This window comes from Aquimarina penaris, assembly GCF_040786285.1.
Classification (GTDB): domain Bacteria; phylum Bacteroidota; class Bacteroidia; order Flavobacteriales; family Flavobacteriaceae; genus Aquimarina.
The window spans coordinates 510,904-523,585 of record NZ_JBFMKQ010000002.1; the positions used below are offsets into that span (position 1 = coordinate 510,904).

Genomic DNA, 12,682 nt, shown 5'->3' on the forward strand with positions numbered 1-12,682 from the left:
GTATATGAATTTTACTATAAAAGAATATTTTCAAAAAAATACAGAGGCTGCACCACTTGCAGTCTTTCGTATTTTTTTTGGTTTAATGATGTTTATTAGCATAGTCCGTTTCTATAGTTACGGATGGATAGATAAATTATACATTCAACCTAAATTTTTCTTTTCATACTATGGATTCGAATGTATTAAACCTATAGGTGATTACACATATCTAATTTTTTTACTTTGCGCGCTTTCAGCAATTTTTGTGGCTTTAGGGTATAAATATAAAATTGCAATCATTTCTTTCTTTTTAAGTTTTACGTATATCGAATTAATGGATAAGACTACATATCTTAATCATTACTATTTTATCAGCTTGTTAAGTTTTCTAATGATTTTTTTACCAGCTAACGCATATTATTCATTAGATGCAAAACAAAAAGAAATTTCATTTCAGAAAATTCCTAAATGGGCTATCGATGCAATCAAGGTATTATTAGGAGTTGTATATTTTTATGCAGGATTAGCAAAACTAAATTCGGATTGGTTAGTTAAGGCAATGCCACTTAAGATTTGGCTACCTTCTAAATACGATATCCCGATATTAGGAGAATTAATGCATCAAGAATGGGTTCACTATCTGTTTAGTTACACAGGAGCAATTTACGATCTCACCATCCCTTTCTTATTGCTATATAGAAGAACCCGAATCTTTGCATTTGTTTTGGTAGTTGTATTTCATGTGTTAACCCGAGTGCTTTTTCCAATAGGGATGTTCCCTTACATTATGATTGTTAGTACATTGATATTTTTTGACCCTAAACTTCATCATAAAATATTAGAATGGATAAGTAGAGTTTTTAAAATCAATAAAGAATTTTTTGACACCAAGAAGACGTTGTCATTTGCTGCTAAAAGGGAAAAAATAGTGCTATCAATGTTGTCCTTGTTTTTTGTAATTCAGTTACTTTTGCCGTTTCGATGTTTAATGTACCCGGGAGAATTATTTTGGACCGAAGAAGGATATCGCTTTTCGTGGCGGGTAATGTTAATGGAAAAAGCGGGATACGCTAATTTTAAGATTGTTGATGCTAAGACAGGTAAGAGATTTTATGTAGATAATGATGATTTTCTTACCGCATTTCAGCAAAAACAAATGGCGACACAACCTGATTTTATTTTAGAGTATGCACATTATCTAAAGAAACATTTTGAGAATGAGGGTCATCAAAATGTACAGGTATTTGTAGAGAGTTATGTAGCGCTTAACGGTAGATTAAGCAGTCAATATATAGATCCAGAAGTGGATTTGGGGAAACAAAAAGAATCATTTAAACATAAAACTTGGATTATTCCATTCAAAGATGAAATTAAGGGATTATAGTGTATCAGTATTTACTTTTTTTATAGTAAGCTCTGTTTTTAGCCAATACAAACTTACCGGAACGGTAATGGATCAAAATAACCAACCTATTGAAAACGCCGAAATATACAACCAAAATACAGGAGACCAAACGGTAACAGGGGCTAATGGTAAATTTGAATTTACAGATATTAATAACGGAAAATATTTGATTACCGTTTTTAACTATAACTTTGATATACTTGAAAAACAAGTTACGGTTAATGGTGGCGATACGCTTATTGATTTTGAGCTAAAACCTTTAGGCGAGGAACTTTCTGAAGTATTAATTACACAACGAAGAGAGCGAATTTTTGGGTTAAAACAGTTAAAGCCTGTAGAAGGGACTGCCATCTATGCTGGTAAGAAAAGTGAAGTGGTTTTGCTAGAGAATGCATTAGGAAATTTAGCTTCTAACAATGCGCGACAGATCTATGCCCAGGTTGCGGGGTTAAATATTTACGAAAATAGCGTCGGTGGATTGCAACTTAATATAGGAGGAAGAGGTCTTGACCCTAATAGAACAGCTAATTTTAATACTCGTCAAAATGGCTATGATATTAGTGCAGATGTATTAGGGTACCCAGAGAGTTATTATACACCACCAGCAGAAGCTCTAAGTGAAATACAAGTGGTTCGTGGTGCTGCATCTTTGCAATATGGTACTCAGTTTGGAGGGCTAATTAATTTTAAAATGAAACAGCCTAATCCTACTAAAAAAATAGAATGGATATCACGTCAGTCGTTAGGATCGTTTAATTTGTTTACTAGCTTTAATAGCCTAAGTGGTACTGTAGGAAAATTTAGTTACTACACTTATTTTAATTATAAAGAAGGAGACGGTTTTAGACCAAATTCTGAGTTTGACTCTAAAAACGCATATGCACATTTAGGATATCAATTATCAAACAAAACTAAACTTACAGGAGAATTTACATATCTTAATTATTTAGCACAACAACCAGGTGGTTTAACAGATACACAATTTGAGTTGGATCCAGATATTAGTAATCGAACAAGAAACTGGTTTGAGGTGGATTGGAAGTTGTTTTCTTTAAAGTTAGAACATGAATTTTCTGAAAAAACAGATTTTAGCTTTAATCTTTTTGGACTTGATGCTTCAAGAAGTGCTATAGGGTTCAGGGGGATTCCTACAGATCTTAATTCTAACCCTATTACTGCAGTAGATGAGATAGATACCGAAGGTAATTTTGTAACACCTAGGGATTTAATTGTAGGGAATTTCCAGAATTGGGGAGCAGAAGCACGTTTACTTAGTCGTTACAATTTATTAGGAAAAGAATCTGTTTTTCTAATAGGTTCTAAGTTTTACCAAGCAAATAATGATGCTAGACAGGGCCCTGGAAGCTTGGGAACTGATGCCAATTTTAGTTTCCAAAATAGCACTTTCCCGGATTATGCGAATCAATCTACTTTTGATTTCCCTAATCTAAATGTGGCTGTATTTGGGGAGAATATTTTTAACATTACAGATAAATTTTCTATAACTCCAGGCATACGATTCGAATACATAAAAACACAATCAGAAGGTACCTATAATGATGTAGTTTTTGATAATGCAGGAAACCCGATAAGTAATATTACCAGAACAGATAATCAAACTCTAGAAAGGTCTTTTGTTCTTCTTGGATTGGGTTCTAGTTATAAAATCAAACCAGGGCTTGAAGTTTATGCCAATGTTTCTCAAAATTATAGATCTGTAACCTTTAGTGATATTCGTATTGTTAACCCGACCTTTGCTATTAGCCCTGATATAGGTGATGAAGAAGGGGTTACAGCAGATATTGGTTTTCGAGGAAAGATAAATAAAAACCTTACGTATGATGCAAGTGTATTTGGATTGCTATACGACGATAGGATAGGAGAAGTATTTGATGATAGAGCAAGAAGAACTCGAGGAAATATAGGAGATGCTATAATTTATGGAATAGAAAGTTACACTAACTGGAACATTGCAAGTACTTTTTTTGAAGATAACACGAATTATGTATTGAACACTTTTGTGAATTTAGCCATAACAGATTCAGAATATACAAGATCAGAAGAGTCTATCGTAGAAGGCAAAAAAGTAGAATTTATTCCTGCCATAAATTTAAAAACGGGTCTTGGGTTTGGGTATAAAAACTTTTTGGGTAATATCCAGTTTACCCATTTGTCAGAACAATTTACAGAAGTTACCAATTCAGATAGAGGACAACAAGGAAGCAAAGAAGAAGGGACTTTGGGTAAGATCCCCTCGTATTCTATATTAGATATTTCATTTTCGTATACCTACAAGAAGTTTAAATTAGAAACCGGAATCAATAACGTTTTAGACGAAAGTTATTTTACCCAACGAGCTACGGGGTATCCGGGACCAGGGATTATTCCTTCAGAACCAATTGCCTGGTATGCTACACTGCAATTTAAATTATAGCCATATAAATTTAACTTTTGTTTAATCAAAGAATTAACTTTTGTTCAATCATAAGAGCAAGTTTAATTCTATATTTTTGATCAAAATGTTTTTTATGGAAGAGTTTAAGGGTTACGATCATATGATGGCTAGGTATTATGAGAAAATGAGCAATTACTCTTTGCCTTTATTGTCATGGGAGTTTTATGGAGAACACCATACTCTTTTAGAAAGTTTTAAAGAAGATCTTAGTACATTAAAAAAGCTTACCGAAAATTGGGAATTTACTAGAGACTATTCTAAAGAGTTTACCCAAGAACAGTCTGTTATTGTTATTACCAATCCAAATCTTAAAATCGTTTATGCTTCACAAAATATTCAAAATTTAAATGGATACTCACCTGATGAAGTCATAGGGAACTCACCAAAAATGTTTCAAGGTAAAGACACCTGCGTTAAAACATCTGCAAAAGTTAGAGAAGCCGTAAATAATCAAACGTCTTTCGAAGTTACTATTCTTAATTATCGAAAAGACTTAACTCCATACCAATGTATTATCAAAGGGTTTCCTGTTCATGATAAAAAAGGAAAACTGATTAATTATATCGCATTCGAAAAAGCAGCTTAAGTACCACATAATTTCCTTTTGTAAAAGTATAGAGTAGACTTAATGTCGTACACGTGTATGCGTATTAAAGCAGCAAGAAGTCCTTTTTTTCTTAAATTCTTGTTAAAAAAATATTTAGATTCTGAAATAAAATTCTTTTATTTGCAGCCTTAAATTATGTTGGGGAACATAAAAATACGCACTTCATCAAAAATATTTAGCGAGTAGAGGTAACATTCTAATAAGTTAAAACATAAAGCAAGGTTATGTTTTATGGATGTCTTTTATATCGATACTACATAGTTAAACCTTTTATTATTTAGTTTAATTACACAAATTGTAATAAAGAATAAGAATTACTTGGTTTAGGAAGTTTCAAATCATTTAAAAAAAATATTTCTGTTTTTATGGTAAATCTATGTAAGTTAATAAGTGAAAGTAAGTGGTTTCAAAATTTTGTAACTATTGCAATTTTAATTGCAGGTGTCTTGGTTGGTATTGCAACATATCCAGAATTTTCTGCTAAGCACGAAGCCATTCTTGAATTATTAAATAAAATAATTCTCGGAATCTTTATTATAGAAATTGTTGTAAAAATTATAGCAGAAGGTAATAAACCTTGGCTTTACTTTACCGATAGTTGGAATATTTTTGACTTTATTATCGTGGCCGCGGCATTTCTTCCTTTTGCTGGGAGTTCAATAGCAATATTACGTTTGCTTCGATTACTAAGAGTTTTAAAACTTATAAAAGCACTACCTAAACTTCAGATGTTGGTGAGCGCACTTCTTAAGAGTGTGCCTTCTATGGGGTATGTTTCTATTTTACTGGCCTTGTTGTTTTATATATATGCTGTTGCCGGGGTTTTCTTTTTTGCAGAAAATGACCCCATACATTTTAAAGATCTTCAGACATCAATGCTTTCTTTATTTAGAGTAGTAACCCTAGAAGACTGGACAGATATCATGTATATCAATATGTTCGGATGCGAGAATTATGGATATGATGGTAATATGGATGTTTGTGTTAATTCAAAAGGTGTTTCTGCACTATCTATAAGCTATTTTGTGTCTTTTGTTTTAATAGGAACCATGATTTTTCTAAACCTATTCATTGGGGTTATTATGAATGGTATGGATGAGGCTAAAGCAGAAATGTTACTCGAAGAACAAGCAGAATCTGGTAGTGATGATACCAATGTAGAAGATATTGAAAATAAACTAGCAGAACTTCAGGAACTTCTAATAGTGTATAAAGTGCAGCAAAAGAACAAATAAAAAAGATTCTTTCTTACCAAAAAATCAAAAACGTTAGTCGTAGTATTATAATCATAGTGCAGCTGACGTTTTTTGAAATAATTATACTACCATCCAATTGGTATATCAAAGCCTTTATATAGTCTGATTTTAAATTAAACTGAAACATTGAAAACTCTCACTTTATGAGTAATTTATTGTGTATTTTAGTTACATGACTAATAATTGAAGTATACTATGATACCAGAAATAGAAAAATTACTTAATGAGCAAATAAAATATGAAGCCAAGGCCTCTGCACAATACCTTTCTATGGCGAGTTGGGCTGATACTCGGGGATATAACGGTGTTGCCGATTTTTTTTATACACAGTCTGAAGAAGAGCGGGTACACATGACCAAGTTGGTTAAATTTATTAATGAACGAAGCGGTACAGCAGTAATCCCTGCTATAGAAAAACCTAGAGATGATTTTAAGTCACTTATGGAGCTTTTTGAAACATTCCTCACCAGTGAAGAGTTCGTTACTGCCAAGATTAATAATGTAATTTATGAGTGTCTTCAACGTAAGGATTATAATGTTCATAATTTCATGCAATGGTATGTAGCAGAGCAATTAGAAGAAGAAGCAGTCGCACGAACTTTATTAGATAAATTGAAGATCATTGGAGATGACAAATCGGGCCATTATTTGTTTGATAGAGATATCAATACATTTCAGACGGCTGAATGAGCTAAGTGATTGTTAATAAGTTGATAAAGAAAAAATTGAGATTTCTTTTTTGGGAATCTTTTTTTGTTATTTTTGTGCTTTATTTAGATTCAATAAAAATTAAATAGAGTGCAAAGTACCAATACCCCATCATTATATTCTCCATGTGCCGCCATGAATTGTGAAGTAGCTTGCGGAGGGAAAAAGAAAAAATGTTGCAAAAAATATAAGAAGAAAGGAAAATCAAACTGCAAAAGATGTCCTAAACTTTAATGTCAGGACTTTTATATACTATATAGGATTCTATATCCATTCTAGAAAAACGGAGATACAAACAAGTATCTCCGTTTTTTGATTTTATAAAAAAAAATGGCCTAAATTGTAGGGTGTTCTTTTATCTAACTGTATTATAGATAGAAGTTAAACGAATAACTATAGATAAATTAAGAAAAAGAATACAGCTAAGGTATGATTATTGAAATGACAATTATCATTATTTAGATTGGGTACGTGTTGTAGTTAGAAACACGTTATTAGTACTAAATTATTTGTTTACGCAGTTAGTAAAAGATAGATTTACATGAATATGAGAAAAATAGTTATAGCCGGATTCTTGCTCTTTGTAGGGGTAAGTTCGTTAAGCGCACAAGAATGGTTAACCGATTTTGAAGAAGCCAAAAAGCTAGCTTCAGAAAAGAATAAAACTATAGTTTTGGTATTTGCAGGTTCAGATTGGTGTGCGCCATGCATTAAGTTAGAAAAACAAATATTAGAGAGCCAGGAGTTTCAGAAGTATGCTAAAGATAATTATGTACTTATTAAAGCAGATTTTCCCAGAAAGAAAAAAAACCAATTACCCGAAGCATTGCAAACTCAAAATAAGAAATTAGCCGAAACATACAATAAGAGTGGCGGTTTTCCTTTGGTTGTTCTTTTAGATAATACGGGAAAGAAACTTGGCGAAACCGGGTACAAGAAAGTGACCCCAAATTCATATTTAGGAATATTAAACAAAATGATCAAATAACAGTTTGCAATCTCTTTTTACATTTTTATTCATTATTGTTGCGATAAGCAATAGTTTCTCGCAACAAATATATAAACGTACCCTTACACTAATGGGTAGTCGTTTTGATATTACAGTGGTTGCCAAAGATCAAATCGTTGCCGATACATCTATTGATATCGCCATTACTGAAATTAAAAGAATAGAAAAACTCATTTCTTCCTGGGATAAAGAATCTCAGACTTCATTAATTAATAATAATGCAGGTATACAGCCTGTAAAAGTAGACGATGAACTTTTTGCACTCATCCAAAGAGCGGTTGGTATTTCTAAACTTACAGATGGTGCTTTTGATATTAGTTATGCATCAATGGATAGGATTTGGCAATTCGATGGCAGTATGATAGAAATGCCTTCGGCGGAAGAAATCAAGGCATCTGTAGCCAAAGTTGGATATCAAAAGATCATACTAAATAAAGAAGAATCTACAGTATTTCTATCTCAAAAAGGAATGAAAATTGGATTCGGTGCTATTGGTAAAGGCTATGCCGCCGATAAGGCAAAAGATCTTTTGATAGCTAAGGGAGTATCGGCGGGTATAATTAATGCTTCTGGAGATATGAATACCTGGGGTAAACAGCCCGATGGTAGTGATTGGAAAGTAGCGATCACCAACCCTTTAAATAAAAATAATGCATTTGCTTTATTACCCGTTATAGATAAAGCAGTGGTTACTTCTGGGAATTATGAAAAATATGTAATTTTTGATGATAAACGATATGCCCACATTATCGATCCAAGAACAGGATATCCTGCTACAGGGATTGTTAGCGTGAGCGTCTTTGCACCAAAAGCAGAACTAGCCGACGCTTTGGCGACTTCGGTTTTTGTAATGGGTATAGAAGTCGGGCTTAATAGAATAAATCAATTAGGGAGTGTAGAGTGTATAATTGTTGATGATCATGGTAATATCCATACTTCTAATAATATCAAAATAGACGATCAGTAATGGTAAGTATAATACAAAATAAAATGTATGAATAAGTTGATGATAATTTCGGGACTACTACTATCACTAAGCTCTTGTGTAGTGGTAAAAGAATATGAAAAAGTGCAACTCAACGATCCTGATATGGAACTGGTGACAAAAAAATGCGATCGTTTTGAAACTAATTTTCAGGCGTATAGGGAATCTGCAGCCGGAGCCAACGGAGGAAAAACAGGTGGTGGCTGTGGCTGTAATTAAGTAAGTGAAACTCTGTTTTGGAAATCCGCTTTGGCGGAGCATTCAAAATAGCAAGTTGAACTTATCCCGTTGAAGAACGGGATCTGTTTTTATACTTTGTGAAGCCTTAAAAACGGATAGATAAAAAATTAAAAACTTTATAAAAAAGACCCCTTTTGAAAAGATTTACCATACTATTAGCACTGTTCTCTACAATTACATTAATTGCTCAGGAAGCACAGCAAGATACACCAGAAACCTACAAAAAAAGAGTGTTAGAATCTACAGAAGTAGATTTTTTAATGAGTTACTATACGCAAGATGGTGATAATGCTGCAGTAACTGGAGGTATCGGTACCGAAGAGCTTACCGATATTACGCCTACAATTGTGGTTTCTATTCCTTTAAATGACGATGATGTACTAACAATTGATGCCGGTATATCGGCATATTCTTCGGCCTCGTCTAGTAATGTAAATCCTTTTGATGGGGATGCTGCGGCCAATCCGTTTGTAGCCTCTTCGGGAGCATCTAAACAAGATGTATTAACAACTGTAGTAGCAAATTATAGTCATAGTAGCGATGATCGTAATACGATTTGGTCTGCTAATGCAGCTGTTGCTAGTGAATATGATTATTTTTCAGTGGGTTTTGGCGGTAGTTATACCAAGTTATTTTTTGAAAAGAATACCGAATTAAGCGTAAAAGCTAATGTGTATCTAGACACCTGGAACGCTATTTATCCCTCAGAATTAAGAAGCTTACCTACGTTTGTTCCGTTTGATGATGAGTCCCGAAATTCATATTCTTTAGGATTTGGATTTTCGCAAATACTATCCAAAAAACTACAAGGATCTTTATCTTTAGATGTTATTCAGCAAGAAGGGTTGCTGTCTACACCTTTTCAAAGAGTACAATTTGCAGATGTCGAAGACATCATTGTACAGGAGTTTACTTATGGAGATGATGTAGAGAGGTTACCGGATTCTAGGTTCAAAATAGCAGTAGGAGGTAGATTGCATTACTATATCAATGAGATTTTTACCATACGTACTTTCTATAGATATTATACAGATGATTGGGGGGTTAATTCGCATACGGCTAGTATCGAAGTACCGATCAAAATTACAGATAAGTTTACGGTATATCCAAGTTATCGTTTTTATAATCAAACAGCAGCAGATTATTTTGCTCCATTTAACCAGCATCTGTCTACCCAACAGTTTTATACCTCTGATTATGATTTGTCTGATTTTGATGCCAATCAATATGGTTTTGGGATTAGCTACACCGATATCTTTACCAAATTCCATCTTTGGAAACTTGGATTAAAAAGCATTGATCTTAGATTTAGGCAATACGAGCGTAGTTCTGGTCTTAGTTCTAGTCTCTTTTCTGGAGGATTTAATTTTGTGGTAGATTGATTTTTATTAAAGTGAAGAATTAACTAAAGTGGTTAGCTGTTTTTTTCTGAAGTAATTTAAGTTCCTTCTCCTTGGAGAGAAGTTTAGGATGGACGTCTAAGCCCTCGTTTCAGTGCTTTTTCAAGGAGAGAAGAGCATATTTAAATACAAACATATAACTAACAACTTAAGTTAACCCATTGTGCATTTAGATATTTTTTAACCAAACTCCGTCAATTCGAGTGCTTCGACTTTAGGAGAAGTGTATCGAGAATAGGATTATTGGTTAAAAAAAGCTATTCTCGATACCTACCCATCCGGCAGGCGGGCATTTTGTCTTCTGTCATCTCGAGCGAAGTCGAGAGGTCATTACGCAAAATACTCGAATTGACGCTTTTTTTGTAATGATTTTCTAAATGCCCTACGGGTTAAGTTGACTATATTTAGCAAGTTCTGGGTTTTAAAATACCATAGGGCTGCATACCTTTATATTGTTTTTAAAGTAATAGTAAAAATGATAAAAGAAAATAATAGTAACTATAACCGCATCGCCGAGGCAATTTTATACATAAAGGATAATTTTAAAGATCAGCCTAACCTAGATGAGATTGCAGAAAAGATTCATTTAAGTCCATTCCACTTTCAGCGACTTTTTACTGATTGGGTGGGGGTAAGTCCTAAAAAATTCTTGCAGTATACCAGTGTAGAATATGCCAAGCAAACATTAAAGGATCAACAAACTACTTTATTTGATGCTGCCTATGAAACGGGACTCTCTGGTACCGGAAGACTTCATGACCTTTTTGTGAAAATTGAAGGAATGACCCCTGGCGAGTATAAAAACCAAGGACAAAACCTAACGATAAATTATAGCTTCGCCGAAAGCCCATTCGGAAAAATTTTAGTGGCTTCAACCCCAAAAGGGATTTGTCATATGGCTTTTGTCGATCAAGAAGATAATGCTTTTTCAGAACTGAAAATGCTTTTCCCTAAAGCAAATTTCTACCAGATGGTGGATAGGATTCAGCAGGAGGCATTATTTATTTTTACCCAAGATTGGGGAAAGTTAAATCAAATTAAACTACATCTAAAAGGAACCGATTTTCAGTTAAAAGTATGGAAAACATTACTTAAAATCCCAATAGGAGGATTAACTACCTACGGAAGTATAGCCAAGCATATCGACATCCCAAAAGCATCTAGAGCTGTAGGTACGGCCATAGGCAATAATCCGGTAGCATTTTTGATTCCGTGTCATAGAGTAATTCAATCTACCGGAAATTTAGGACAATATCATTGGGGGAGTACACGAAAAACCGCTATGATTGGTTGGGAAGGGGTAAAAAGTTCATAGTAATTGAGCAAGATTCGGGTGGTAGATTATCTTATTCATGATCATCTTTGTATAAGAAACTTAAAAGCCGAATACATGAACCAGTTTAGAATTATTCCGTTAACAGAAGAGTATGCGTCAAGAATTAGAAAAACAAAAGTAGATGATTTTGGGCATAAGACAATAGAGCAAGTGGCTACAGGTTTGGGACCTTGCAGAGTTTCTTTAGAACCTTTTGAGCCCAAAAAGGATCAACGAATTTTAATACGTCATAGTCCTTTCGAAAAAGACAATGCTTTTAATCAATCAGGCCCCATTTTTATCCATAAAAAAGAGGTTGAATCTTATAAAGATATTCATCAATTTCCGTCAGAGATTAAAGCCGATAAAAAGAACTTTCCATTGTCATTGATAGGATATAGCGAGGATCAAAAAATGATCTTCACCAAAATGGTTGGTAATGAAGATGTTGATCTTTTGATTCCCAAAATATTTCAGGAACATTTAGAAATAGCCTATTTACATGCCAGAAACTCTGAAGCAGGGTGTTATATCTGTAAAATAGAAAGAGTTTAAGGGTGTGATTTTAAGTATATTAAATAAAAAAAGGATGCTCTTAGAGCATCCTTTTTGCCATCTACACGTTATAGATAAAGTTATGGACATTTATTATTAAACGATCTCATAGTGAAATACCCTACCACCTTCTGGGATTTTGGGTTATGAATCTACTTTTAACTATAATCATGGTTAAGGATTAAGTTTTTTTTATGAATAGGATCAAAAATGTTTTTCTACTTTAGAACAATAACATTCTTAATGTGTTACAGAAGATCTAAAATCCTGAAAAAATGAAGAATATAGGCCTGTATATGCTAATAGTTGTTTTTACGATTGGATGCACATCTAAAGAGCACGAGCTAAGTAATGGGGAACAAAGTCAGGTCATAAAAAAAATGATCAAAGCAGTCAACGAAAAGGATGCGAATACATATGTTGAAGGTTTTGCAGATGATGTTAAGGTGTATGTAGAATCACAGCTTAAGATTAACGGACGAGAAGCATTACGAAAAAATCGAGCAGCGCATTTCGAGAAATACCCTAAAGTATATTCAGAAATTCAATATCTAATAGAGATTGATAATAAGGTGATTATGCACGATAAAGTATGGTTGGATAATAATAGTGATGATCAGGATATTGTAGAGATATTCACATTTGATAAAGGAAAAGTAGTGCAGGTAGATGTTGTACAACCCAAAGATTTATTTAAATAAAGTATCATTAACCAGTTGTGAATTTGATATTTTTCATCTAAAATTTGTCAATTCGAGTATTTCG

Annotated in this window: 12 protein-coding genes; all 12 read left to right on the forward strand. The window is 33.4% G+C overall.

Features of this window, described 5'->3' with window-relative positions; all coding sequences use genetic code 11:
* Nucleotides 1–4: 4 nt before the first annotated feature.
* On the forward strand, nt 5–1,366 hold the full coding sequence (locus ABW637_RS11845) for an HTTM domain-containing protein (RefSeq protein ID WP_367584906.1): 1,362 nt from the start codon (nt 5–7) through the stop codon (nt 1,364–1,366).
* A complete protein-coding gene (locus ABW637_RS11850; protein WP_367584907.1) occupies nt 1,347–3,821 on the forward strand; it encodes a TonB-dependent receptor domain-containing protein in 2,475 nt (824 codons plus the stop codon). The genes ABW637_RS11845 and ABW637_RS11850 overlap by 20 nt, the downstream gene beginning before the upstream one ends.
* A gap of 94 nt (nt 3,822–3,915) precedes the next feature.
* The gene (locus ABW637_RS11855) at nt 3,916–4,428 is read left to right on the forward strand and encodes a PAS domain-containing protein (protein ID WP_367584908.1); all 513 of its coding nucleotides are present in this window, start codon (nt 3,916–3,918) and stop codon (nt 4,426–4,428) included.
* A gap of 386 nt (nt 4,429–4,814) precedes the next feature.
* Entirely contained in the window at nt 4,815–5,684 is an 870-nt protein-coding gene (locus tag ABW637_RS11860; protein ID WP_367584909.1) for an ion transporter, read from the forward strand.
* A 216-nt stretch (nt 5,685–5,900) separates the two neighbouring features.
* A complete protein-coding gene (locus tag ABW637_RS11865; RefSeq protein ID WP_367584910.1) occupies nt 5,901–6,395 on the forward strand; it encodes a ferritin in 495 nt (164 codons plus the stop codon).
* 565 nt (nt 6,396–6,960) lie between these two features.
* Nucleotides 6,961–7,401, forward strand: coding sequence for a thioredoxin family protein (locus ABW637_RS11870; RefSeq protein WP_367584911.1), 441 nt, complete (start codon nt 6,961–6,963; stop codon nt 7,399–7,401).
* A 4-nt stretch (nt 7,402–7,405) separates the two neighbouring features.
* On the forward strand, nt 7,406–8,389 hold the full coding sequence (locus tag ABW637_RS11875; RefSeq protein ID WP_367584912.1) for an FAD:protein FMN transferase: 984 nt from the start codon (nt 7,406–7,408) through the stop codon (nt 8,387–8,389).
* 27 nt (nt 8,390–8,416) lie between these two features.
* Nucleotides 8,417–8,626: a DUF4266 domain-containing protein gene (locus tag ABW637_RS11880; RefSeq protein WP_367584913.1), complete on the forward strand. Its 210-nt coding sequence runs from the start codon at nt 8,417–8,419 to the stop codon at nt 8,624–8,626.
* Between the two features lie 155 nt (nt 8,627–8,781).
* Nucleotides 8,782–10,029 (forward strand): DUF3570 domain-containing protein, encoded by a 1,248-nt coding sequence (locus ABW637_RS11885; protein ID WP_445012721.1) that lies wholly within the window; start codon nt 8,782–8,784, stop codon nt 10,027–10,029.
* A 493-nt stretch (nt 10,030–10,522) separates the two neighbouring features.
* Nucleotides 10,523–11,362 carry a bifunctional helix-turn-helix domain-containing protein/methylated-DNA--[protein]-cysteine S-methyltransferase gene (locus tag ABW637_RS11890; RefSeq protein ID WP_367584914.1) on the forward strand — a complete coding sequence of 280 codons (840 nt, stop codon included), beginning with the start codon at nt 10,523–10,525 and terminating at the stop codon, nt 11,360–11,362.
* A gap of 3 nt (nt 11,363–11,365) precedes the next feature.
* On the forward strand, nt 11,366–11,917 hold the full coding sequence (locus ABW637_RS11895) for a DUF1203 domain-containing protein (RefSeq protein ID WP_367584915.1): 552 nt from the start codon (nt 11,366–11,368) through the stop codon (nt 11,915–11,917).
* Nucleotides 11,918–12,192: 275 nt separating this feature from the next.
* Nucleotides 12,193–12,618: a nuclear transport factor 2 family protein gene (locus ABW637_RS11900; RefSeq protein WP_367584916.1), complete on the forward strand. Its 426-nt coding sequence runs from the start codon at nt 12,193–12,195 to the stop codon at nt 12,616–12,618.
* The last annotated feature ends 64 nt before the right edge of the window (nt 12,619–12,682 follow it).